The organism is Methylocystis heyeri, from assembly GCF_004802635.2.
GTDB lineage: Bacteria > Pseudomonadota > Alphaproteobacteria > Rhizobiales > Beijerinckiaceae > Methylocystis > Methylocystis heyeri.
In genome coordinates this window covers 4170859-4196590 of record NZ_CP046052.1, presented here as the reverse complement: position 1 = coordinate 4196590, position 25732 = coordinate 4170859, and the positions used below count along the sequence as shown (strand labels likewise).

The 25732-nt window shown below is 64.5% G+C and carries 14 protein-coding genes and 1 riboswitch; of the genes, 10 read left to right on the top strand and 4 right to left on the bottom strand.

Features of this window, described 5'->3' with window-relative positions; translation table 11 throughout:
* The first annotated feature begins 30 nt into the window (after positions 1 to 30).
* Complete coding sequence (locus H2LOC_RS18855) at positions 31 to 465, top strand: HIT family protein (protein WP_136497191.1); 435 nt, start codon at positions 31 to 33, stop codon at positions 463 to 465.
* 206 nt (positions 466 to 671) lie between these two features.
* Here the strand turns inward: H2LOC_RS18855 and H2LOC_RS18850 are convergent, their stop codons facing one another.
* Together H2LOC_RS18850 and H2LOC_RS18845 are read right to left on the bottom strand one after the other, a co-directional pair.
* Positions 672 to 2138: a DEAD/DEAH box helicase gene (locus tag H2LOC_RS18850; protein WP_136497192.1), complete on the bottom strand. Its 1467-nt coding sequence runs from the start codon at positions 2136 to 2138 to the stop codon at positions 672 to 674.
* A gap of 314 nt (positions 2139 to 2452) precedes the next feature.
* Positions 2453 to 2839 carry a hypothetical protein gene (locus H2LOC_RS18845; RefSeq protein WP_136497193.1) on the bottom strand — a complete coding sequence of 129 codons (387 nt, stop codon included), beginning with the start codon at positions 2837 to 2839 and terminating at the stop codon, positions 2453 to 2455.
* A 505-nt stretch (positions 2840 to 3344) separates the two neighbouring features.
* On the opposite strand from H2LOC_RS18845, the gene clpS reads away from it, so the two are divergent.
* The 5 genes from clpS (at position 3345) to H2LOC_RS18820 (ending at position 9433) form a co-directional block, all read left to right on the top strand.
* Positions 3345 to 3698, top strand: a complete 354-nt coding sequence (gene clpS, locus H2LOC_RS18840) for an ATP-dependent Clp protease adapter ClpS (RefSeq protein WP_136497194.1) — start codon at positions 3345 to 3347, stop codon at positions 3696 to 3698.
* A gap of 12 nt (positions 3699 to 3710) precedes the next feature.
* Positions 3711 to 6182, top strand: a complete 2472-nt coding sequence (clpA, locus tag H2LOC_RS18835; protein WP_154331723.1) for an ATP-dependent Clp protease ATP-binding subunit ClpA — start codon at positions 3711 to 3713, stop codon at positions 6180 to 6182.
* A 197-nt stretch (positions 6183 to 6379) separates the two neighbouring features.
* A complete protein-coding gene (locus H2LOC_RS18830; protein WP_246206896.1) occupies positions 6380 to 7543 on the top strand; it encodes a glycosyltransferase family 4 protein in 1164 nt (387 codons plus the stop codon).
* Positions 7540 to 8841, top strand: coding sequence for an O-antigen ligase family protein (locus H2LOC_RS18825; RefSeq protein WP_154331722.1), 1302 nt, complete (start codon positions 7540 to 7542; stop codon positions 8839 to 8841). Before H2LOC_RS18830 ends, H2LOC_RS18825 begins: the two co-directional genes overlap by 4 nt.
* Positions 8842 to 9127: 286 nt before the next feature.
* Complete coding sequence (locus H2LOC_RS18820; protein ID WP_136497196.1) at positions 9128 to 9433, top strand: hypothetical protein; 306 nt, start codon at positions 9128 to 9130, stop codon at positions 9431 to 9433.
* A gap of 98 nt (positions 9434 to 9531) precedes the next feature.
* On the opposite strand, the gene uvrA is transcribed toward H2LOC_RS18820, so the two are convergent.
* Complete coding sequence (gene uvrA / locus H2LOC_RS18815) at positions 9532 to 12555, bottom strand: excinuclease ABC subunit UvrA (RefSeq protein WP_136497197.1); 3024 nt, start codon at positions 12553 to 12555, stop codon at positions 9532 to 9534.
* A 322-nt stretch (positions 12556 to 12877) separates the two neighbouring features.
* On the opposite strand from uvrA, the gene ssb reads away from it, so the two are divergent.
* A complete protein-coding gene (gene ssb / locus H2LOC_RS18810; RefSeq protein ID WP_136497198.1) occupies positions 12878 to 13393 on the top strand; it encodes a single-stranded DNA-binding protein in 516 nt (171 codons plus the stop codon).
* Positions 13394 to 13536: 143 nt separating this feature from the next.
* Positions 13537 to 14412, top strand: a complete 876-nt coding sequence (locus H2LOC_RS18805) for a transporter substrate-binding domain-containing protein (protein ID WP_246206895.1) — start codon at positions 13537 to 13539, stop codon at positions 14410 to 14412.
* A gap of 61 nt (positions 14413 to 14473) precedes the next feature.
* On the opposite strand, the gene H2LOC_RS18800 is transcribed toward H2LOC_RS18805, so the two are convergent.
* Positions 14474 to 14875 carry an Hpt domain-containing protein gene (locus H2LOC_RS18800; RefSeq protein ID WP_136497199.1) on the bottom strand — a complete coding sequence of 134 codons (402 nt, stop codon included), beginning with the start codon at positions 14873 to 14875 and terminating at the stop codon, positions 14474 to 14476.
* 313 nt (positions 14876 to 15188) lie between these two features.
* Here H2LOC_RS18800 and H2LOC_RS18795 point away from each other — a divergent pair, with 313 nt between their 5' ends.
* Together H2LOC_RS18795 and H2LOC_RS18790 are read left to right on the top strand one after the other, a co-directional pair.
* Entirely contained in the window at positions 15189 to 22739 is a 7551-nt protein-coding gene (locus tag H2LOC_RS18795; protein WP_154331721.1) for an apolipoprotein A-IV repeat region-like domain-containing protein, read from the top strand.
* A gap of 165 nt (positions 22740 to 22904) precedes the next feature.
* Positions 22905 to 23101: riboswitch (cobalamin riboswitch) on the top strand.
* Between the two features lie 118 nt (positions 23102 to 23219).
* A complete protein-coding gene (locus H2LOC_RS18790) occupies positions 23220 to 25727 on the top strand; it encodes a TonB-dependent siderophore receptor (RefSeq protein WP_136497202.1) in 2508 nt (835 codons plus the stop codon).
* The last annotated feature ends 5 nt before the right edge of the window (positions 25728 to 25732 follow it).

The following is a 25732-nucleotide window of genomic DNA, read 5'->3' as shown; positions in this document are numbered from 1 at the left end:
GCGCCTTAAAGAAGCGCAGGGGAGAAGCTCATGGCCGTCGCTTACGATCCGCAGAATATTTTCGCCCGAATCCTACGCGGCGACATCCCCGCCCATAAAATCTTCGAAGACGACGTTGCGCTCGCGATCATGGACATCATGCCGCGCGCCGAAGGCCATGTGCTCGTGATCCCGAAGGCGCCCGCGCGCGGCCTGCTGGACGTCGACGCCGAGATATTGGCGCGGCTGATCAAGCGGGTGCAGCATATCGCCCGCGCCGCCAAGGAAGCTTTCCAGGCCGACGGCCTCACCTTGCAGCAATTCAACGAGAGCGCCGGCGGCCAGGTGATTTTTCACCTGCATTTTCACATTCTGCCGCGATGGGACGGGGTGGCCTTGCGTCCGCCGGGATCGATGGCCGACAATGAAAAACTGAAAGAGCAGGCCGAGAAAATCCGCGCCGTTCTGGGCGACTTCAAGGACTGATGCGAATACCGTTCGATCTGTGCGCCTCGAAGGCCTCATCCTGAGGCGCTTTCAGCGGAACGCAAAAAGCCTCGAAGGATGCTCCAGAAGGCTGGGCCGCTCACCCTTCGAGACGTCCGCTGCGCGGGCTCCTCGGTGTGAGAGGCCTGGTCGGTCCCGGGCGGATCAGCCGGAAAGTCCGGCTGGAAAACTCGATCTGCGGAATCCTATTCTTCCGAGGCCTTCGCCGTCTTGAACACCACGGGCCTCAGCAGGAAAGAAGGAATATGATCGCCCATGCCGATCACCGGCGGGCCGTCATCCTCATGGTTGCGCGGGCGGCGATCTCTGCGCTCGCCATAGGCCTGGGGTCGGGCGGCCCGGACCGGCTCGGCCTCCGGGGTCCGGCGTGGGGGACGCGGAGCCGCGGACGCGGTCGCCTCGCGCTCGGCGGAGGGAGCGGCGGCCGGCGAACGGCCGCGGCCGCTACGCTCGCCGCGGCGTGAGCCCCGTTGTTCGCCGCCCCTGCGATCATGGGCGCGAGAGGTTTCGAGCGGCGGCGGCAATTCGGACAGACGGGGGCCTTCCCACTCGACTTCCTTGCCGATCAGGCTCTCGATCTGATCGACATATTTCTTGTCTTCGGGGGTCACGAGCGTGATCGCGACTCCGGATCGTCCGGCCCTCCCCGTGCGGCCGATGCGGTGGACATAATCCTCGCTGTGGGTCGGCACGTCGAAATTGAAAACATGGCTGACGTCGGGGATATCCAATCCGCGGGCGGCGACGTCCGAACAGACCAGCAGCGAGACATCGCCGTTCTTGAACGCGTCCAGCGACGCCATGCGCGCCATCTGGTCCATGTCTCCATGCAGCGCGCCCGCGGAGAATCCATGCTTCTCCAGCGATCGGTGCAGGATGGCGACATCGCGCTTGCGATTGCAGAAGATGATCGCATTCTTGAAGTTGTCCGCGGAGCGGATCAGATTGCGCAGCGTGTCGCGTTTTTCCGCATGCCCGTGGGACGCAACCATGGCCTGGCGAATGGTCGAGGCCGTGGAAGACGCGCGCGCGACTTCCACGCGGACGGGATTGTGCAGGAAGGCCTCGGTGAGGCGAGTGATCTCCGGCGGCATCGTCGCCGAAAAAAACAGGGTCTGGCGGGTGAAGGGCACCAGCTTGCAGACCCGCTCGATGTCCGGAATGAAGCCCATGTCCAGCATCCTGTCGGCCTCGTCGATGACGAGGATCTCGATGCCGGTCAAAAGCAGCTTGCCGCGATCGAAAAAGTCGAGGAGCCGGCCGGGCGTGGCGATCAGCACGTCCGCCCCGCGCATGATCTTGGCTTCCTGGTCGCCGAAGGCGACGCCGCCGATCAGCAGCGCCACATTCAGCTTATGGTTCGCGCCGTATTTGGCGAAGGATTCTTCCACCTGGGCGGCGAGTTCCCGGGTCGGCTCCAGGATCAGCGTGCGCGGCATCCGCGCCCGCGCCCTGCCCTGTTCCAGCCGGCAAAGCATCGGCAATGTGAATGCGGCGGTCTTCCCGGTTCCGGTCTGGGCGATCCCGAGGATGTCTCTGCCCTGCAAAGCCGGAGGAATGGCCTGGGCCTGGATGGGCGTCGGCTGCTGGTAGCCCAAGGCCTCCACGGCCGAGAGAACCTTTTGCGACAGGCCGAGTTCGTTGAATTTCATTAATTGTCCTGATCGTCACGGCGGCGGTCTGATTTTGAGCCTGTGCGCGCGTCGGCCGTGAAGGACGCGCGTCTGATGTCGGGGAGCGGCTGCAATGGGCAGCTACCTGCACGGTCGGGCGTTTGCGCCGGCAGTTCGCTTCGACCCGCTTCGAAAAATGGCGACCGGAAGCGACACCCGCAATATGCTTGGCGGGCCTCGGCTCCAAAGTCAATAAATTTGCGAAGAAATACGCGTTTTGCCGAAAAATATTGCAGTCAGGCTTACGAAACGCCTATCAGGCGACCTGCTTCGACGCACTTTTTTAAGGCGCGCTACTCTGCGCAGGCGGGCGCCCCCGCGACTCTGGGCCGCGCATCCGTAATGGTGACGATCTCGCCGTCGGGGCCTATGGTTCGGTAAGTGGTGACTATCCTGGCCATGTTGGCGCAAGCCGCGGACGGGCTCTTGCTGCGAGGATCGCGGATCGTCGCCGTGGCGGCGTCGTCGATTCCCGCCCAGGAACGAGCCGGCTGCACGGCCCGGGAAATCGCGGCCGGGGCGGAGCCGGCGAGGCGCTTCATGTCGCCTTCGCTGGCGCTGATGTTGGAAAGAAGCCCCGCCGCCAAAACGCTGAGAAGCGCCGTGGCGCCTGCGATCCAGGCCGTCTTCCACAACAATGAACCTTTGGCGTCTCGGCCGACGCGTCTGAAATCCGACATTTGCAACCCCGGAACTGGACGCCCCCCTGAATATCCAAACAAGGTAAACGCCGCGTTATCCTTGCGCTGCAGCGCCCCGCGCCGTCTGCGGCGCGTCCTGGCGCCCCCCGGGGGCAAGGCCGGACAAAATGCCGTTTCCGATCAAGCCATTGCCCGGAAACACCGGAAATTCGGCCGGGGGCCCCGAGCCTACGCGCGGGGGCGGAGGCTCGAAATCTCTTTTTTTGGCTTGCGCCTTTTTTGACGCTTGCCAACATCTTCTCTTGGAAGAACACTTGATCCCGTTCGACGCGCCCAGCCCGCCCACGCGCATTTCGCAGCGGAGCGGCTGCGCGGCACGAAAAATGTTTAACTCCTTACAGAGCGGCCGCCTGCGACCTATATCGGGGAAGCGAGCGCCGCATCGCAAGGGAAGGTCAGGCAGGTAGGCTCGATGGTGAAGGCCCTTGGAGCAAAACATTGGGACATCGGCGCCCTCTCGCTTCGTCGAGAGGATGGAGGATCGATGGATCTTCGCTGCGCCAAGGAACCGAGGAAAGGCGTTGGAGAAGGCGGCGGATCGGGTTCGGGCACGGCCCTCATCACGCGGACGCAGGCGCAGACGCGCCGCCCTCACATGTATCGGGTTTTATTGCTCAACGACGACTACACCACGCAAGAGTTCGTCATTGTGGTCCTGCGGAAATATTTCAACAAATCCGTCGAGGAAGCCACGCGCATAATGCTCCACGTCCACAATCATGGTGTCGGCGAATGCGGCGTCTACACCTATGAGGTCGCGGAGACCAAGGTCACGCAAGTCATGGATTTCGCCCGCAAGCATCAGCATCCGCTGCAGTGCATCATGGAAAAAAAGTAGGGGTGAAGAAGAATGCCGGCATTCTCGCGCAATCTTAAGCAGACCCTGGACAGGGCCTTGGCCTCGGCGCGGGAGCGTCGTCACGAATATGCGACCCTGGAGCATCTCCTGCTCAGCCTCATCGACGACAGCGACGCCAGCGCCGTGCTGCGCGCCTGTTCCGTCGATCTGGACCTCTTATCGAAGAACCTGCGGGAGTACATCGACCGCGAGCTCGACAACCTCGTGAACGACGACGCCGAGGAGTGCAAGCCCACCGCGGGCTTCCAGCGCGTGGTCCAGCGCGCGATCATCAGCGTTCAATCCTCCGGGCGCGAGGACGTCAGCGGCGCCAATGTGCTGGTGGCCCTGTTCGCCGAGCGCGAGAGCCACGCGGTCTACTTCCTGCAGGAGCAGGACATGACCCGCTACGACGCGGTCAACTACATCAGCCACGGCATAGCCAAGCGGATCGGCCTCGCGGATTCGTCCCGCTCCCCGCGCGGCGCCGAGGAGGACTCCGAACGCGGCGAGACCCGCGAGGGCCGCGACGGCGACCAGCGCAAGAAGGAAGGCGCGCTCGACGCCTATTGCATCAATCTCAACAAGAAGGCGCGCGACGGCGCGATCGATCCGCTGATCGGGCGTGAATCCGAGGTTCTGAGAACCATACAGGTTCTCTGCCGCCGCCAGAAAAACAACCCGCTGCTCGTGGGCGACCCTGGCGTCGGCAAGACCGCGATCGCAGAAGGCCTCGCGCGGAAGATCGTGCGCGGCGAGGTGCCCGAAGTGCTTTCGGGCGCGACCGTTTTTGCGCTGGACATGGGCACGCTGCTCGCCGGCACCCGTTATCGCGGCGATTTCGAGGAGCGCCTCAAGCAGGTCGTCAAAGAAATCGAGCAGCACAAGAACGCGATATTGTTCATAGACGAGATCCACACCGTGATCGGCGCAGGCGCGACCTCGGGCGGCGCCATGGACGCGTCCAATCTGCTGAAGCCCGCGCTGGCGCAAGGCGCCCTGCGCTGCATCGGCTCCACCACCTACAAGGAATACCGCCAGTATTTCGAGAAGGACCGCGCTCTCGTCCGCCGGTTCCAGAAGATCGACGTCAACGAGCCTTCGATCCCCGACGCCATCGAGATCATCAAGGGCCTCAAGCCCTATTTCGAGGAATTCCACAAGATCCGCTACACCGGCGAGGCCGTGAAGGCGGCGGTCGAGCTGTCGGCGCGCTACATCCACGACCGCAAGCTGCCCGACAAGGCCATCGACGTCATCGACGAGAGCGGCGCCGCCCAGATGCTGCTCGGGGAGAACAAGCGCAAAAAAACCATCGGCATCAAGGAAATCGAGGCGACGATCGCCACCATGGCGCGGATCCCGCCCAAGAGCGTGTCCAAGGACGACACCGAGGTGCTGGCGCATCTCGACGAGACCCTGAAACGCGTCGTCTATGGACAGGACAAGGCTGTCGGCGCTCTCACCTCGGCGATCAAGCTGGCCCGCGCCGGCCTGCGCGATCCCGAAAAACCGATCGGCTGCTATCTGTTCTCGGGGCCCACCGGCGTCGGCAAAACCGAAGCGGCCCGCCAGCTTTCGGTGTCGCTCGGCATAGAGCTGGTCCGCTTCGACATGTCGGAATATATGGAGCGCCATACCGTCAGCCGCCTGATCGGCGCTCCGCCCGGCTATGTCGGCTTCGACCAGGGCGGGTTGCTGACCGACGCCATCGACCAGCATCCCCATTGCGTACTGCTTCTCGACGAGATCGAAAAGGCCCATCCGGACCTTTACAACATCCTGCTGCAGGTGATGGACCACGGCAAGCTGACGGACCACAACGGAAAGACCATAGATTTCCGCAATGTGATCCTCATCATGACCACCAATGCCGGCGCGGCCGATCTTGCCCGCACGCCGATCGGCTTCACCCGCTCGAAGCAGCACCGCGACGATAGCGAGGCGATCAACCGCCTGTTCGCTCCCGAATTCCGCAACCGCCTCGACGCGATCGTGCCCTTCGGCCATCTGCCGCCCGAGGTCATCGCCCGCGTGGTGGACAAGTTCATCATGCAACTCGAGACTCAGCTCGCGGACCGCAATGTGACGATCGACCTTTCGGACGAAGCGCGCGCATGGCTGGTCGAGCACGGCTACGACGAGGCGATGGGCGCGCGGCCGATGTCGCGCGTGATCCACAACCACATCAAGACGCCGCTCGCCGACGAGGTTCTCTTCGGCCGACTGAAGAACGGCGGCGCGGTGCATGTGGTCGTGGTGGGCGGAGACAACGGCGAGAAAACCCTCGGCTTCGTCTACCCGGAAGGCCCTGTGCTGCCGCGCCCGGAGCGCGACATCATCGAGGCGGGAAAGAAAAGATCGCAAGAGGGCGAGCCCCGCGCAGAGCGCAAGGACCCCGCGCTCGAGGGCGAGCCGGAAATCGAAGCGGAGGCCGGAGGAGGCGCGCCGCGCAGCGTGCCGGACGCGCCGCTGCAAAACTGACGCGTCGCATTTTGGAACCAGATTCAACCGGCGCTCCCGCCAATCGGGAGCGCCGGTTTTTTTATGCGGCCGCCCGCTCACCCTTAATTAACCCTATCGATCGAAACTCCCGCCATCATGGTCGTCCGGCTCGCAAGCGGGCGGAGCTGGGCTCTCCCGCGCCGGGCGCTTTCTTTAAAAAGAAAGGCGTCGGGCCAGTGGCCGAACCCGCTTCTCGCGACAAATCCATCGGCGCCGGGCCGCTGAGGATCGTTCATGTGCTGCGCGCGCCCGTCGGTGGGCTGTTCCGCCATGTCCGCGATCTTGCCGGCGAACAGGTCGCCCGCGGCCATCAGGTGGGCCTCATCGTCGATTCCCTGACCGGCGGCGGGCGCGCGGTCGAGCAACTCGCCGCTCTGGCGCCGGGGCTGGCGTTGGGCGTGCTGCGGCTGCCGATGCATCGGCCGCCGCATATCGCCGATCTCGGCGCCTTGCTGGCGGTGACGCGGCGGCTGGCGGCGCTCGAGCCGGATGTCGTTCACGGGCATGGCTCGAAGGGCGGACTGTTCGCGCGCCTCGCGCCTTCCTCCGGCGTGCGCGCCTATACGCCGCACGGAGGAAGCCTGAACTACAATCCGGGCTCGATGGAGCATCGCGTCTTCATGCTGGCCGAGCAAATCCTGGCCCGGCGCACCGATGTGCTTCTGTTTGAAAGCGCCTTCATCGCAGGCCGCTACGAGACCTTCGTCGGGAAGCCGCGCGGTCTTGCTCGGATCGTGCGCAACGGCATCGCCCCCGAAGAGTTCGAGCCGGTGGCTTTGAACGATGACGCCGCCGAATTGCTTTATGTCGGCGAATTCCGTTTCGCCAAGGGCCTCGACACGCTCATCGAGGCTCTGGGATTGCTGAAGCAGACGGCGCAGCTCACGCCGAGGCTCATCCTCGTCGGCGACGGCCCCGAAAAACATGCGCTCGGCCCACGCGCCGAAGCGGCGGGGGTCGGGGCGCAACTGGCCATCAAGCCGCCCATGTCGGCGCGAGAGGCTTTCGCGCAGGGGCGCATTCTGGTCGTCCCCAGCCGCTTCGAATCCTTGCCCTACATCGTGCTGGAAGCCGTGGGAGCGCATAAGCCGATCGTCGCGACGCGCGTCGGTGGAATGGCGGAAATTTTCGGGCCCTATGCCGATCGGCTCATTCCGAGCGGCCAAGCGGAGACGCTCTGTGCGGCGCTGAAAGACGCGCTCGAGGAACATCCCGTGCTTCAAAGCGCCAGAGCGGCGCAGCTCGCCGCCCAGGCGTCGACGCGCTTCTCGCTTCAAGGCATGGTCGACGGGATTATGGCCGGCTATCTTGCGGCTATGGCGGCGAGGCATCGCGCGTGACGGCGCCGAGCTCAGATCGAGGGGCGGCTCGGGGCGCAGCCCTCGTTTTCGACTATCAGAAGCTGGTCGACGCCGCCGTATGGATTTTCGTGGCCAGCGGCGCGATCGCGCTGATCGAGCCGTCGCCCTATGATTTTGCTTCGCTGGTCGCGATTCCCTTGTGGTTCCTGGGCGGCTTCGCGCTGCACAGGAGCTTCATGCTCTTCGCGGCCATGATGATCCTCTACACGATCGTCGGCTTCCTCGCGCTGATACCCTACTGGCATGTCGCCGACTCCGCGATGTATCAGTACCAGTCGGCCTATCTGACCCTCACCGCGCTGTTTTTCGCGGCCTTCATCGGCGACCGCACCCTGGAACGCGCGGAAGTCGTGCTGTCCGGCTTCGCGGCGGGGGCGCTGGTCGCGGCGAGCGCGGGCATCATCGGCTATTTCGACATAGGCGGGACGGGCGCCACATTCGCCACCTGGGGCCGGGCGGCCGGCACCTTCAAGGATCCCAACGTGCTGGGATCCTTTCTCATTCTTGCGGTGCTTTACCTCGCCCAGAAGCTGATGTTCGGCCTCGCGCGGCGCGCCGTCGCGACCACCGTCACGCTCTGCGTCGTCATCGCCGGAATCTTCCTGTCCTTTTCGCGCGGCTCCTGGGGAGCGACGATCTTCTCTGTAAGCTTCATGGCGATCTCGGCTTACGCCACCTCGGACGACAGGCGGCTGAAACGACGCATAGCTACGGCCGCCCTGACCGCCGTCGTCATAGGCGCTCTGGTGGTTCTGGCCCTGCTTTCCACGGAATCGACCCGCGCCTTGTTCCTGCAGCGCGCGACCGTCACTCAGGATTACGACGAGGGAGCGACCGGCCGTTTCGGCAACCAGGCGCGCTCCATTCCCATGCTGCTCGAACGTTTCTGGGGTTTCGGTCCCCTGCGCTTCCGCACGGTTTTCGATCTGGAGCCGCATAATTCCTACATCGGCGCCTTCGCCAACGACGGTTGGCTGGGCGGCTTCCTGTTCGTGCTGCTGGTGGGAACGACCGTCTTCGTCGGCGTTCGCTTGATGTTCGCCCCCTCTCCCTTCCGGCGCCATGCCCAGGTTTTCGTTCCGACGCTGATCGCCTTTTTCCTTCAGGCGTTTCAGATCGACATCGATCACTGGCGCCATGTGCTGATGATGCTCGGCGTGGTCTGGGGCCTCGAGGCGGGGCGGCAGAAATGGGAAGCGAGACGTGAATTGACATCGCGGGATGGCTCCAACCTCTCGGCCGAGGCCCTGAAATCGCCCATGCAAATCCGGTCCTGATCGCACAGGCTTTATGAAAACCAAAGATGAAATACGAAAGATCCAGGCCCTTGTAACTCGAACTGATTAAATTAAGGGCGCCATAAAGCCCAAAACATGATCACAGAATTCAAAACGAGCCGCCGCATATCTTGGCGCCGACCCGTTCTTCCGCTCATTCCTATTTCGACTATATAACGCTTTGGAACTGCGACGTAAACGCTTCTTGACCAGTGTCTCTCCCCCGATAGTATCGCGGCCCGGCTCGCCTCAGGCGGCATAAAAAACGACAAACGAGGGGTCGGGAATGATCAGGGAATTTCTTTACAAGGGCGAAACCTTCCGCGTGAACGCGCATGGCGCCGCCGGTCATGAGGAAGTCTTCATCATCCATATCGTCGACGGCGAGGAAATGGGCGAAATCTCCATCGACCGCATGACCGAGGAAAACGACCGCAGCGCGCCGATCGACGCCATTTGCGTCATGCTCTGCGACCAACTCATCGCCGCTGAGAACATCCATTGCGCCGAGCCTGACGCGGGCTTCGCCTGGGTCGAGGGCAAGCGCCTGCGCGACGTGCTTCCAAGCAACGAAACCGCAGACGCGCATTGAGCGCAAGGATTCGCAAAGCGCTTGAATTTTCTTCGTCGGCGCCGCGAGCGTGAAAAGCTCCGGCGCCGACGCGCTTTAGAAGCGGCGACGCCAACCCGCTATTTTCCCTTGCGACCTCCCTTGACGGCCGCTTTTCCTCCCTGCTCCGCCGCGGGCCTCCGCGCCATCGCCTCGCCGAGATAGCGCCCGGTGTGGCTGCGCTTTTCCTTCACGATTTCCGCGGGGGGGCCCGCAGCGACGATCTCGCCGCCGCCGTCGCCGCCTTCCGGACCGAGGTCGATCACCCAATCCGCGGTCTTGATGACTTCCAGATTGTGCTCGATGACGACGACGCTGTTGCCCTGCGCGACCAGCTCGTGCAGCACCTCGAGGAGCTTTGCCACATCGTGGAAATGCAATCCCGTGGTCGGCTCGTCGAGAATATAGAGGGTGCGTCCGGTGGATCGGCGCGCAAGCTCCTTGGCGAGCTTGACCCGTTGCGCCTCGCCGCCCGAGAGCGTCGTCGCCTGCTGGCCGACCCTCACATATTCCAGTCCGACGCGCTTCAACGTCTCCAGCCGGTCGCGGATCGCCGGCGCAGCCTTGAACAGTTCCGCCGCTTCCTCCACCGTCATGTCGAGCACGTCGGCGATGGATTTTTCCCGGTATTTCACTTCCAGCGTCTCGCGATCGTAACGCTTGCCCTTGCAGACGTCGCAGGTCACGTAAACGTCCGGCAGGAAGTGCATCTCTATCTTGATGACGCCGTCGCCCTGGCAGGCCTCGCAACGCCCGCCTTTGATGTTGAAGGAGAAACGCCCCGGCGCATAGCCGCGCGCCTTGGCCTCCGGCAGGCCGGCGAACCATTCGCGTATCGGCGTGAAGGCGCCGGTGTAGGTCGCCGGATTGGAGCGCGGCGTGCGCCCGATCGGGGATTGATCGATGTCGATGATCTTGTCGATCTGTTCGAGGCCCTCGATGCGCTCGAAGGGCGCCGGCTGCTCGTGAGCGCCGTTCAGTTTCTTGGCGACGGCCTTGTACAGGGTTTCGATGATGAGCGTCGATTTGCCTCCGCCCGAAACTCCGGTGATGCAGGTGAACAGGCCGAGCGGGATATGGGCGTCGACATTCTTGAGGTTGTTGCCGCGGGCGCCGAACAGATTCAGCCATCTGCCCGGTTCGGGCTTGCGCAGCTTGTGCGCCAGCCTGACCTGACGCGCGCCGGTCAGATACTGCCCGGTGAGCGAGTTGGGGTCCGCCATGATCTCGGCCGGCGTTCCCTGGGCGATGATCCTGCCGCCGTGAATGCCGGCGCCCGGCCCGACGTCGACGACATGATCGGCGGCCAATATGGCGTCTTCGTCGTGCTCCACGACGATGACGCTGTTGCCGAGATCGCGAAGCCTGCGCAATGTGTCGAGCAACCGGTCGTTGTCGCGCTGGTGCAGGCCGATCGAGGGTTCGTCGAGCACATAGAGCACGCCGGTCAGCCCCGAGCCGATCTGCGACGCGAGCCGGATGCGCTGGCTTTCCCCGCCGGACAGAGAGCCTGAATTGCGGGACAGAGTGAGATAATCAAGCCCGACGTCGACCAGGAAAACCAGACGGTCCCGGATTTCCTTCAATATGCGATAGGCGATCTCGTTCTGTTTCTTGGTGAGGGCCGCGGGCAGCGCGGAAAACCACTCCAGCGCGGCGCGCACCGAAAGCTCCGACACCTCGCCGATGTGCTTGTGGGCGATTTTCACCGCCAGAGCCTCGGGCTTCAAACGAAAACCGTTGCAGGCCCGGCAGGGCGTCGCCGACATGAAGCGGGCGATGTCCTCGCGCGAGGCGTCGCTGTCCGTCTCCAGATAACGGCGCTCCAGATTGGGAATGACGCCCTCGAACGGCTTCTTGACGTCATAGTTGCGAAAACCGTCTTCGTAGGAGAAGCGGATTTCCTCATTGCCCGATCCGAGCAGGATCACGCGCTGGGCCGCCGCCGGCAGCGCCTCGAACGCCGTCTCCAGGCGGAATTTGTAGTGGCGCCCCAAAGCTTCGAGAGTTTGCATGTAATAGGGCGAAGATGATTTCGCCCAGGGCGCGATCGCTCCCTTGCGCAGGGTCAGCCCAGGGTCGGGCACGACGAGGTCGGGATCGATCTTCTGTTCGTGCCCGATCCCCCCGCATTTGGGGCAGGCGCCGAAAGGATTGTTGAACGAGAACAGCCGCGGCTCGATTTCGGGTATCGTGAAACCGGATGTCGGGCAGGCGAATTTCGAAGAAAACATGATATGCGCAGGCGCGTAATGCGAGGCGACGCGCAGGCTGGCCGCCGTCACCGGAACATCCGCAGCGGCGGTCGCCGCGGAGCCGTCGGCGAATTCGGCCACCGCCAGCCCCTGGGACAGCTCCAGGGCGGTCTCGAAACTATCCGCGAGGCGCGAGGCGAGATCGGGGCGCACGACGATGCGGTCGACCACGACGTCGATGTCGTGCTTGAGCTTTTTGTCGAGCGCCGGAACATCCACGATCTCGTAATAGACGCCGTCGACCTTGAGCCGCTGGAACCCGCGCCTCGTATATTCGGCGATTTCCTTTTTGTATTCGCCTTTGCGTCCGCGCACGACCGGCGCCAGCAGGTAGAGCCGCGTCCCCTGCGGCAAGGCGAGCACCCGGTCGACCATCTGGGAGACGGTCTGACTCTCGATCGGCAGGCCGGTGGCGGGAGAAAAAGGCGTTCCGACGCGCGCCCACAGGAGACGCATGTAATCGTGGATTTCCGTCACCGTTCCCACGGTCGAGCGCGGGTTTTTCGAGGTGGTTTTCTGCTCTATCGATATGGCCGGGGAGAGCCCGTCGATCTGGTCGACGTCCGGCTTCTGCATCATCTCGAGAAACTGCCGCGCATAGGCGGAGAGCGACTCGACATAGCGCCGCTGTCCTTCGGCATAGATGGTGTCGAAGGCGAGGGAAGATTTGCCCGAACCCGAAAGCCCCGTGAACACCACGAGCTCGTCGCGCGGAATCACGAGATCGACGTTTTTGAGGTTATGCTCGCGCGCGCCGCGGATGGAGATGGTCCTCGACTCGCCCGGCGCTGTCTTCGCCGCAGGCGGAGAGGTCTCGAGGCCGGTCTTTTTTGCAGCGGTGTTCGCCATGGGAAGGGTCGAACCTTTATGGGGGGATCGCGCGTTTTGACGGTGCGGAGCGCATTCTTGCCGCAAAAGCGCTCGGCCTGTGCGAAATGCGTTCCAGCTTTTTCCATGCCACGAGCCGAAGCGCTAATCCACAGGAAGGCGCAGGGATCACAAACGAGTTGAGCTTCCGGCGCCGGAGCGGCTTGCATCGAAGCGGCGGGAGCGCTAGAACATAAACAGAACGACAGCTATATGCAAACCATCTGTGGACAACCCTCGCGCCAGACCGCGCGCGCGCGCGCCTTGGGCTAGTGTGCCGACGAAAGCGTAGTGGAGAATAGTTATGGCGGGCAGCGTCAACAAGGTAATCCTGGTCGGCAATCTGGGCCGCGATCCCGAGGTGCGCACGCTCCCCTCGGGCGATCGCGTGGTTTCCTTTTCCCTGGCCACGACCGAATCCTGGCGGGACAAGAACACCGGCGAGAGAAAAGACCGCACCGAGTGGCACAATATCTCGATATTCAACGAGAACCTCGGCCGCATCGCCGAGCAATATTGCCGCAAGGGATCGAAGATATATCTCGAAGGGCAGCTGGCGACGCGCGAATACACCGACAAGGACGGCAATCAGCGCAAGGTCACGGACATCGTGCTGCAGCGCTTCCGCGGAGAACTGACCCTGCTCGACAGCAAGGGCGGGCGCGACGGAGACTATGACTCCCAGAGCTTCGGCGGAAGAGAGAGCGGCGGCAGCTTCGGGCGGTCTTCGCCGATGGAAAGATCCGGCTCCGAACGCCGGCAGCCCCCGGCCGGCGGCGGGCGCTTGTCCGACCAGCTCGACGACGACATTCCGTTCTAAAAACATGCGGAGCGGTTTTTGGAAAAGAACATGCTCCATCAATGAGATTTGGAGCGCGTTCGATTCCGTTTGAGCCGGATGCGCCTCGAGGTTGGACCCGGCAGGTTCGAACGAAGGGCGGAGCCGCGCAAGGAAGCCGACAAGTGACAGCCACCGTTGCGAACGCCTGGTATCGCCTCCCGCGCATTTGCGCGGCGGCGTTTCTGCTGATGGCCGGCGCGCCGGCCCAGGCGGCGGGTCCCGCGGCCGCGGAAACAACCGCCGCCCCGGATTTCTGGGACCCCGCCCACATTGCGCAGAAGCCCGACCTGCACGGCCTCAGGCAGTTGCGCTTCGTGACCGAAGACGATTATCCGCCGTTCAATTTCGCTCTGCCCGACGGGCGGCTGACGGGCTTCAACGTCGAACTCGCCAAGGCGATCTGCGAGGAACTCGACCTCGGCTGCACCATCCAGCGCCGGCGCTGGGACCTGCTGTTGCCGTCGCTCGAAGACGGCGGCGCCGACGCGGCGATCGCCTCGCTGGCGATCACGCCGGAACATAGCGCCGTCGCCGATTTCACTGCGCCCTATTATGTCACGCCGGGGCGGTTCGCCATGCGCGTCGACACCACTTTGACGACCGCCTCGCCGGAGGCCCTGCAGGATCGGCTGATCGCGGTCGTCGCGGGCTCGAAGCACGAAGCCTATCTGAATGCCTTCTTTCCCAAGGCGAAACTGTCGCCCTTCGAGAACGAGGATCTGGCCCGCGCGGCCCTCAAGTCCGGGCGCGTCAACGCGCTTTTCGGCGACGCCATATCCTTGTCCTATTGGTTGAACGGCGCCGAAGCCGCGGGATGCTGCGCCTTCAAGGGCGGCCCTTATGTCGACGCCCGCTTTTTCGGGGAGGGAGCAGGGATCGCCGTCAAGAAGGGAGCCAAATCCCTGCGCCTCGCCCTGGATTACGCGCTGGCCCGCCTGGCCGAACGAGGCGCCTACGCCGAGCTCTACCTGAAATATTTCCCCGTCAGTCCGTTTTAGGCTCTGCGGCCGGAGCCCGCGGCTCCGGCTGGAATTTTTCGCTCGCCGGCTCGAGACGCGCTCACAACAGCCGCGCGATTTCCTTATGGGCCCTGTCGATCGCGGCCTGGAGACGCTTCAGGGCGAACTCCGTCTCCGGAGCGCCGGCCCGCACTGCGATCTCATAGGCGTCCGCAGCTTCGCCGAGCTCGAATGCCCCGATCGCCCTCGCCGATCCCTTGAGCGTATGCGCCAGATCGCCGCGCTGCCCGCTCTCGCCCGGAGCGGCGGGCAAAGCGAGCCTTGCGGCGAATTGCAGGGCCTGCCGGTCGAACAATATCAGGAGTTCGTTCTCGAGCTCGCTGTCCCCGAGGGTTTGCCGCGAGAGATGGACGAGATCGATCACGGGGCTGCCCGTGCGCTCCTTTCCCGCCCTCTCGACGGCCTGGACTTCTATCTGCTCAGCGGCGAAGAATTTTCCCATGGCGATCTCCAATGCGTCGCATGGACGCCTGCCGGACGGCTTTCGGCGCCGAACCAAAAGCGGGCGTCGCGAACGGCGGATTAACCAAACTCTACTACAGGAGTCCGGCGACATTCTTTGCGCCTGATTCTTTAGCTACTTCACGCAGCCCGACGACCGAGTGCGAAGGCCTCGTTAACGACGTTTATGTTTCGAAAGAGGGCGCTGGTTTCAATTGTGTATGAAGGGCTGTAAGATTTGGTTAATTTTTGACGTCGCGCGAGTGAGATAGAGTGAGCGGGCTCTTTTGGACTCGCGCTCGGAGTAAGGTGCAATGGCGATATCGGGCAAGATCCAGGATGCGGCCGCCGCGGCTTTATCGGCGATCGAAGAGGCGTTGGATCTCAACAAGCCGGACTCCGCGGCGGAGCAATCCGGCGCCGGCAAATCCCCGGAGCCGACCAAATCGCCGGTCAATATCGCGGCTGCGATGAGCGGAGTCGTCCCGGAGCCCAAAGCCGGGCCTGCGGACGAGCCCGCCAAGGACTCGAGCAACCCCACGCTCAATCTGCAATTGCCGCCGCGCCTCAAGCCCAGCGAAAAAACCGTGAAGAAAGAACCGCGCGAGCCTTTGCTGGAGACCCGCCCGCCCGCCGCGGAGCCGCCGCCGGCCGCCAGAACGCCGGCGAAAGCCCCCGCCCCGGCGGCGCCCGCGGAACCGACCCCGCAGGCTCCCGCAGCAGCGAAGCCGGCGCCCGCGTCGCCGACGCCCGCGCCCGCGCCGGCCGCCCCCCCGCCTCAGCCCAAGCCTTCGCCCGTCGCGCCCAAGAACGAGCCGGCCAACGACGACCGCAGGACGATCGGAGAACTCCGCCAGGCGCTGGAGATTCCCCCCAATCCCGCGATCATGGCGGCCACGATGGCGTCGATCGCGGCCTGGGCCGTGCTCTGGACCTTGTTCATCTATTTCCATCAGGCGGATATTCTCGGCGAAGACCGCTCCTTCCTCGCGCCCAAACCGATCCTCACCCTGCTCGCGCTGCTCGCGCCCATCGTCTTCATTTTCGTCACCGGCGTGATGGCGCGCCGCGCCCATGAAATGCGGCTCATCGCCAATGCGATGACCGAAGTCGCCATCAGGCTGATCGAACCCGAGACCATCGCGACAGAGCAGGTCCTGGCGCTGTCCCAGGCGATTCGCCGCGAGGCGGCCTCCATGGGCGACGGCATCGAGAGAGCGCTGTCGCGCGCCGGCGAGCTGGAAGTGATCGTGCGCACCGAAGTGACCAATCTCGAGCGGTCCTATTCGGAAAACGAAAGACGCATCCGGCTGCTGATCGACGAGCTGGCGCGGGAGCGCGAGGCGGTCCTCGTCAACGCCGACAACGCCCGCACCGCTCTTTTCGGGGCGCGCGACTCCCTGTCGCAGGAATTGTCCGCCGCCTCCGCGCAAGTCGTCGAGCAGGTCGGCGACGCGAGCTCTCGCGTCGCCGCCGCCCTCGGCGCCAAGAGCGCGGAAGTCAAAATCGCGCTGGAGCAGGCGGGAGACGGCGTCGACCGCCTATTCGCCGAACGCAGCGAGCGGCTCATCGGAAAGCTGTCCCAGACCGGCGACGAAGTGGCTCAGAAAATCGCCGTCGCCACACAGGACGTCGCCGAGCGTTTCTCGGCGGGCGTTCTGGAGGTCGACCAGAGGCTGCAGTCCGTCGGCGCCGATCTGACCAATGAATTCGGTTCGCGCAGCGCGCATTTCGTGGAAGCCGTCGACGCGTTGGGCTCCAGAATGACCCAGAACCTCGCAAGCGAGAGCGACCGCCTTGCGGCCCGCCTCGCCGAAGCCGGAGAAACCCTCGAGCAGACGCTGACGGTCCGCAGCGGCGCCCTCGACGCCTCCATGCAGACCGCCACCGAGCGCCTGACCGAAAGGATGACTCAGCATGTCGAGGGCGCGAAAGCGGCTTTCGAACATGCGGAAGCCGAGCTCGGCAACCTGCTGGACGCGGCGCACCGGGTCGCCCGCGAAGATTTCGAGACCCGCGGCCAGGCGATGCACGAGAGCTTGACCGCCCGCCTGTCGGACACCGCGGCCGCCCTCGGCGAACACGCCAATTCCGTTCACGAGCGTTTCGCCTCCCTCGCAGGAGACGCGGTCGCGGCGATCGGCGTTCATGGCGACCGGCTGACCGAAACCCTCGCGGAACGTCTGCGGACGTTTGAAGAAAGCGTGCTGGTGCAAGGCTCGCAAATCGCCGACCGGGTCGCCGAGCGCGGCGCCGACGCGCAGAACATCCTCGCTGGCGGATTGGCCGCCTTCGAGGAAACCGTCGCCCGCGCCAGCGGCGAGACCACTGCCCGCATCGCCGAGCACAGCGAGGCCGTCCAGAACGTCGTCGCCGGCAGGTTGGCCGCCTTCGAGGAAACCGTCGCCCGCGCCAGCGGCGAGACCGCTGCCCGCGTCGCAGAGCACAGCGAAGCCGTCCAGAACGTTGTCGCCGGCGGGTTGGCCGCCTTCGAGGAAACCGTCGCCCGCGCCAGCGGCGAAACCGCTGCCCGCGTCGCAGAGCACAGCGAAGCCGTCCAGAACGTCGTCGCCGGCGGGTTGGCCGCCTTCGAGGAAACCGTCGCCCGCGCCAGCGGCGAAACCGCTGCCCGCGTCGCAGAGCACAGCGAGGCCGTCCAAAACGTGCTCGCTGGCGGGTTGGCCGCCTTCGAGGAAACCGTCGCCCGCGCCAGCGGCGAGACCACTGCCCGCGTCGCAGAGCACAGCGAGGCCGTTCAGAACGTCGTCGTCGGCGGGTTGGCCGCCTTCGAGGAAACCGTCGCCCGCGCCAGCGGCGAGACCGCTGCCCGCGTCGCAGAGCACAGCGAGGCCGTTCAGAACGTCGTCGCCGGCGGGTTGGCCGCCTTCGAGGAAACCGTCGCCCGCGCCAGCGGCGAGACCACTGCCCGCGTCGCAGAGCACAGCGAGGCCGTCCAGAACGTCGTCGCCGGCGGATTGGCGGCTCTCGAAGAATCCGTCTCTCGCGTCGGCGCCGAAGCGACGGCCCGCGTCTTCGAGCAAAGCGCGGCCCTTCAATCCGCTCTCAACGGGGGATTGTCGGCTTTGGAAGAAGCCATGACGCGCGCGAGCAGCGAGGCGGCGACGCGCGTGGCCGATCAGGGCGCGACGCTGCAATCCGCCATCGAGGAAGGCGTAGCCGCCTTCGAGGACGCGTTGGTTCGGACCAGCGGAGAAGCCGTGACCCGCATCGCGGAACATGGCGACCGCATAGCGACTGCGCTGACCGATGGGCTGGCTGCCTTCGAGGAAGGTTTCGGGCGCCACGGGGAAGAAATCGTCGCCCGCGTCACCGAGCAAGGCGAGAAGGCCGGCGCCGTCATGGCCGAGCAGATCGCAGCGACCGCCGCCGGAATGGTCGAGAGGGCCGACGAGGCGGCCGAAAGGCTGATGGAGCACGGCGACCGAATGGCCGCCTCGCTGAGCGAGGGCATCGCCTCCCTGGAAAACGGCTTCGGCAAGCAGGGCGACGCCTTGATTGCGCAGATCGCCGAACACAGCGATCGGGCCGCCGGCGAGCTGAGCGAGCGTCTGGCGGCTTTCGAGAGCCTCGTTTCGCAAAAGAGCGCCGAGGTCGCGGAAGCCGTTTCCGAACAAGGCGAGCGCGTCGCTTCCACGCTGGCCGAAAATCTCGGCGCTTTCGAAGAAAACTTCGGCAAACACAGCGATGAGATCGCGGTCCGCGTGATGGAGCGCGGCGAACAGGCCGCCGCCTCGCTCACCGAGAAACTCGCCGCCTATGAGGCTTCCGTGGCGCGTCATGCCGGCGACGCCGCCGAGCGGCTTTCCACGCACGGTGAGAACATCGCCAGGAATCTGGCTGAAAGCCTCGCCAATATCGACGGAGCCGTGGAGCGCCGGGGCGAAGAAATCGCCGCCCGCATCACCGAACAGAGCGAGCGCGCCAGCACCGCCCTCACCGAGGGACTGGCCGCTTTCGAGGCGAGCGTGGCGCAGCACGGCGACGGCCTGGCCGCCCAGGTGGCGATCCACGGCGAGAAGATCGGCGCAACCCTCGCCGACCGCCTCGCCGCCTTCGAGGAAACCGTAGTGCGCGCAAGCGGCGACGCCGCCACCAAAGTGGCCGAGCACGCGGATCAGATCAGTCTCGCCCTGACCGAAGGCCTCGCCGTTTTCGAGGACGGGTTCGGTCGACATGGCGAGGCGATCGTCGCGCGCGTCAGCGAATCCGGAGAGCGCGCCACCGCAGTCGTGACCGAACGGCTGACGTCGTTCGAACAGGCGGTCGCCCGGCAGAGCGATGCGGCGGCGGCGACTCTACTGGAGCGCGAAGAGGCGGCTCGCTCGCTGATTTCGGCTCGCCTCGCCGAATTCGAACAGAGGGTGACCGAGGCTTCGAGCGCGGCCGCGGAGAGCGTCGGCGGCCACAGCGAGCGCGTCAACGCCGCGCTGGCCGAGGGCATGACCGCTTTCGAGGCCACCGTGCGCCGCCATGGCGACGCGGTCGCTTCGAGAGTGTCGGAACAGGCCGGGCGACTGGATGTGCTGCTTGCGGAGCGCGCTGCCGCTCTGGAGAAATCGGGCGAACAGCTTTCAAGCCTGCTGGAAACGCAAAGGAGCGGGGTCAAGGACGAACTCGCCGCTCACGGAGAGGAACTGCGGAACTCCCTGCAACAGACGATCGAGGAAGCGACCGCGGCGCTCGCCGAGAATTCCGCAGCGGCGCAGAACCGCTTCGCCTCGACCATCGGGGACGCGGTCGTCGCCATAGCCGTGCAGGGAGACAGGATCACCGAAACCCTCGCCGAGCGTCTCGCCGAGTTCGAGAGCGTCGTCGTCGACAATGGCGGACAGGTCGCAAACAGTCTGGCGGAGCGCGGCGGTCACATCGCCAAAGAGCTCGGGGATCATCTCGAACTGTTCGAGCGCGCGCTGCTCAGCCACGGCAGCGCCCTGACCGAGCGAATCGTCGAACACTCCCAGAATTTCACCTCGCAGGTGGAGCAGGGGCTGCGCGCCGTCGACGAAACGATCGTGGAGCGCGGCGGGGCTCTGGCGGATCGCCTCATCGCACAAACCCAGGAAACCTCGGCGCGGCTGGCGGATTGCTCGCAGCAAATCTCCGAAACCCTCGGAGACCGGCTCAACGCCATGGAAGAGTCCCTGACCCGCCAGGGCGACCAGCTGCTCTACAAGATCTCCTCCGAATCCGAACGCCTCGCGGCGAGAATCGGCGACAACTCCCGCCATTTCGGCGAGGAGCTCGACGAGAAGCTCAGCGGGGTGGAAAAAGCCATCGTCGGAGGGGGCGGAGAATTCCTCGAGAAGATTTCCGCGCAATCCGAGCAGATCGCAGCGAAGATCGGCGACAATTCGCGGCGCTTCGGGCAGGAGCTGGACGAAAAGCTGCTCGGCGTCGAGAATTCCATCTTCGCGCGCAGCGGCGCGCTCATCGAGCAGCTCGACGCGCATAACGCCGTGGTGACCGGCCGGATCGGCGCCAGCGCGGACAAACTGGCCGCCGAGGTCGGGCAGAGGCTCGACGCCATCGAAACCGCCCTCACGCAAAAAGGCGGCGCGCTGGTCAACAAGCTCGACGAGCGGGCGAATTCGATGTCCGAGATTCTCGACGAGAAACTCCAGAACATCGAGACCGCCGCCGACGGCCGCGCGCGGCAAGCCGGCGAGCGGATCGAGGCCCTGGCCGGCCGGATCGACGCCGGGCTCTCGGCAGGCCATCAGAATCTCCATGACTCCATGGCGAAACACGCGATCGAAGTGGCGCGCGCGTTCAGCGAAGGCAGCCAGCAGGCAGCAGCCGCCCTGGACGCCAAGCTCAAGGAGCTCGACGAGACGATCGTCGCGCGCTCCAACGCGCTCACCCAGTCGCTCGTGGATAAAACGCAGCAGATCAACCAGGCGCTCGGCGGCAAGGCCGAAGAAATCGCCAGCGTTCTCGACGACCGCATCGAGCTCTTCGAAACCCTGGACAGCCGCATCGACGTGTTCGAGACCAATGTGGTCCAGAAGCTCAGTCAGGTCTCCGACGAACTCGGAGAGCGCGGCCGTCTGGTCGCCGACACGATCGCGGCGCGCGTCGCCGAAATTCACGAAACCCTCGCCGCCGCCCGGCGCGAGCTCGACGCCGCCCTGCACTCCAGGACGGGCGAACTGGGCCAGACCCTGACGCAGCATGTCGACGACATCAATTCTTCGCTCGACCGAAGGCTGGGGCAGATTCACGCGGTTCTGGGCGACCGCGGCGCGGATGTCACCCAGGAACTCTCGAGAGTGGGCGACCTCGTTTCTCAGGCCATCGACAACCGGACCGACACGCTCCTCGATCATCTCAACCGCAAGCGGGACGAACTCGTGGGCGCGATCGAACACTCCGCCAGCCTGCTGGCGGGCGCGTTGAACGAGGGCGCCCAGACCTCCGTCGCCACGCTCGTCTCCACCAACGAAAAGCTGCGCTCCGAACTCCCCGCGCTGCTCGAAAGCCTCGGGCGGACCAACAGCTCCCTGCAGCACATCATCGAACAGGCGGGGGGCAATTTCGCCAAGCTCGAAACCGAGCTCGGCGGACGGCTGGCGGAGTTCAAGAACGCGATCGAATCGGTCGCGAGCCAGATCGAGGCTCTCGACGCCGTGGCCGACAGCGCCGTGGGCGACGCCTCCGTCATCGTCGGCCAGATGGAAAGCCATCAGCGCTCGCTGGCGCAGAGCGCGGAGCAATTGTCGCGCAGCCAGGGCGCTCTGGACGCAGCCTTCGAGGCGCGGCGCGAGTCGCTGGCGACCCTGGTTTCGCTGATGGACCAGAAACAGGCCGAGTTCCAGGGCTCGCTGAGCGCTTTCACCGGAATGATGGACCAAAGCTTCCGCGAGGTCGAAACGCGGGCCGGAAACATCGGAGGCATGCTGAAGCAAACCGCGCAGGAAACGGCGCATGTCGTGGACGAAGGCTTCTCGGCGATCCGGTCGGCCGCGGAGACCGAGCGCGACCAGACGGCGGCTGCGTTGCGGTCGGCCTACGAACAGGCCAACGGCGAACTGAACGCGATCTTCTCCGAAGCCGCCGAAAGATTCGCCTCGGCCGTCACCGAGATTCGGGGTCTCGCGCAGGAAATCCACGACGAGATGGAAACCACGCGCGCCGAGGTGCGGCGCGGGGCCCAGGAGCTGCCGCGCGAAACCGCGGAACAGGCGGCGGCGCTGCGCCGCGTCGTGGGGGATCAGGTCAAGGCGCTCAACGAGCTGACCGACATCGTCGCCCGCTCCAGCCGGGTCTACGATATTTCCGAAACCGGCGCCGGCGGCGCGCGCCGTCCCTTTGAGCCGGCCGGACGCGGCGCCGAGACGGCGCGCGAAGCGAGCCGCCAAAGGCCGGCGGCCCCGGCCCCCTCGCCCGCCGCCCGCGCGCCGGGCCCCGGCGGCCAGGGCTGGCTGACCGATCTGCTGGCGCGCGCCTCCCAGGACGAGGCGGAGCCTGCACCGGCCAATCAGCGGCCGAACCAGGCGCAAGCTTCGGGCGCGCTCGACAATCTGACCCTCGATATCGCCCGCATGGTCGATAATGCGGCGGTGGCCGAATTGTGGAGGCGTTTCCAGAGAGGCGAGCGGCAGGGACTGCTCTCGCGCCGGCTCTATACGGCGCAAGGCCACCAGACCCTCGAGGAAATCCGCCGCAGATATCGCGCCGACGCGGACTTCCGCAACACCATCGACCAATACATCCGCAATTTCGACGAGCTGCTCAATGAAACGGGCCGCAACGATCGCGACGGCGCGCGGACGCTCGATCTCCTCACAGGCGAGGCGGGCAAGGTCTACACTATGCTGAACCACGCCGCAGGGCGGCTGGAATAAGGCTGCTCGAACGACGGAGTCGTCGGAAAAAGACACTCCAACCTCGAGTTTCGTGGCGACTTTCTCATCGACCGGGCGCCTCCGTCCGGTCGATGAGCGTTTTTTGGAACAGCCGCAGTTCGCATTTCCTTTTGCAAAGCAGCTTGACAGGGCGCCGCGCCTGCGTCCTTATTTGCGCTGATGGTTCCCCTCGGGGATCAAAAGGGAACCCGGTGCGCGCAACTTGCGCAATGCCGGGGCTGCCCCCGCAACTGTAAGCGGCGAGTCTAAGGGCCAGTAAGCCACTGGGGAGGCATCCCTGGGAAGGCGGTCCGAGGCGAAGACCCGTGAGCCAGGAGACCTGCCATCGTTCGTGGTCACGCGCGATAGCGTCGGGCGGGGTGCACCGAGGCGGTCCAAAACTGTCGTAGCGCGCTTTCAGCGCGAATATGACAGGCCAAGACCTTTCGCAGTGACGGCCCACGCCTGCTGCGAATTTCCATGCCCGAGAACTCCCCATCCGCGAAACGCGGATTTTGCGCCATCACGCGGCGTCGCCTGCCTATCCTGCCCTGTATCTTATCAGCCTCCCTGTCGCCCTCCGCCTATGGCCAGGAATGGCTTCCCGCGATCGAGGTGGATGCGCCCAAGCCGCTCCCTTCGGCCGCAAAGCCGATTGCCGACCCCTCGGCGGCCCCGGGCGGCTACGGCGCGGAAATCGGCCCCGGCAACAACGGCCAGCTCTGCGCCGGCGGAGTCTGCAACGATCCCAAATCCTATGCCGCGCCGATCCAATCGGTCGGGACCAAGGTCGACGCGCCGGTCATGGATACGCCGGTCGCGACCAAGATCGTCACGCATCAGATGCTGGAAGACCAGCAGGCCGTGACGCTCGATCAGGCGCTGCGCAATGTCGGCGGCGTCAACACAGCTGGCGGCGGTAACGCCGCGCTCGGAAATACCTTCACAAAGCTCAATATCCGAGGCTTCCCGACGCAGAATTATTTCCGCGACGGGTTCAGAATCGACAGCTTCGGGACCGCCTTCGCCGGCCCGGGCGGCGCCGAGCTGGCGAATGTCGAGAACATCGAAGTGCTGAAAGGTCCTGCCGCCGTCCTTTACGGCGCCGTGGAGCCCGGGGGCATCGTCAATCTCAACACCAGGCAGCCGCTGGATCGGCCCGCATATTCGGTCCAGCAGCAGATCGGCGGCTATGCCTCCTACCGGACCACTCTCGACGCCACCGGACCCCTAACTCCAGACAAGAGCATGCTTTACCGCGTCGTCGGATCGTACGAGAACGACGGGTCTTTCCGACAGTTCGACTACAGCAGGAATTGGATGGTCAACCCGACCTTCCGCTGGAACGTCGACGCCGACACCTGGATCAGGGTATCGGAGCAATACCAACGAAACAATCTGAACCAGGACCAGTATTTCATTCCCTATTACAACAACGTCATCCCGCTGTGGCTCGGGCGCAGCGTGAACTTCGGACCACCATCGCCCTACACGCAGGAGCAGAGCCTCACCGAGCTTACGTGGCGTCACGCCTTCGACAAGGACTGGTCGATCCAGCAGACCGCCTTCATGCAGCTCTTGCGCAACAACTGGCAGGATATCGGCGGCTCGACCAACATCCAAGATTGCATCACCAATCCACGGTACGTCGGTTCTTGCTATACACCCTCCAATTCGGTCCTACTGAATTATTCTTCTTATCCGTCCGACAACAGACAGGCGGAATATGCCACCACGGTCAATCTGGTTGGCCATTTCAATACCACCGAGCAGATCGGTCACGCCTTGCTGATCGGCGCCGATTACTACCGCTATAATTTCAGGGGCGTCAGTCAGGCGCCGGCCTATCCGGGAACGATCGCCCTCCTGGGCCCGCCGACCCGGCTTTCACCCCTGCCCTATGGACTGGCGCCGTCCAACGCCACGGAACAATACGCCGACAATCTCGGCGTCTATCTGCAGGATCAGATCAAGCTGCCCTATGGCTTCAACGTGCTGGGAGGGGCGCGCTACCAATATATCAACAGCCGGACGGGCGCCGCCGATACCTCGACCTGCGGGCTCTTTGCGTATCCCTGGACCGGCGTTCCCTGCAACTTCGACACGATCGCCAAAAGAGGCCAGTCCCTCGATCACAGGATCACGCCGCGCGCCGCGCTGCTGTGGCGGCCGCTCGAATGGATCAGCTTCTATGGTAGCTACTCGGAATCCTACAGCCCGAACTACAATGGCCAATTGGTCTACGGCACGGACCAACCGACGCCGCCGAGCGCCGGCGTGCAGGAGGAGGCGGGACTCAAGCTTTCATTGCTGAACGACAGGCTTCAAGTCACGGCCGACTATTATCATCTCGTCAAGACCAACATTCCCGTCGGCGTTCCGCACAATTTCAATTCCGTGCTGCTCATCGGCGAAGGACGATCACAGGGACCGGAACTCGAAATTCAGGGCGAGCCGCTGCCCGGCTGGAACGTGAATCTGGCCTACGCCAACATCGACGCCATTGCGACCAGGTCGATGCCCTTCAACGTCAATGTCGCACCCATTGGTTCGCCGCTACCCTTCGTTCCGCGCAACACGGGGACCCTCTCGTCGAGCTACGAATTCAGGGATGGCCAACTGAAAGGCTTGAAGCTCGGCGCGCGCTACGACTACACGGGCTATCTTCCGTTCCATCACTACGCCGACGACGGCTCCTACATCTATGGCTCGTCGGCGCCGAGCTACGGGCTGGTCGGGGTTTTTGGAACCTACGGGTTCAACTACGACAAATACAAAGTCACTCTGCAGCTCAACGTCGATAACCTCTTCGACAAAACCTACTTCACGACGGGCGGCCTGGTTCCGTCCTCCTTCGACGCCTTCAACCCCAACGGCTACGGGCAATTCTTCCAGCCGCTCACTCCGGGTTGGAGCATGCAGACATACAACTTCAACGTGATCGGCGCGCCGCGGACTTTCCGCGGCTCCATCAAAGTGGCGTTCTGAGCTGA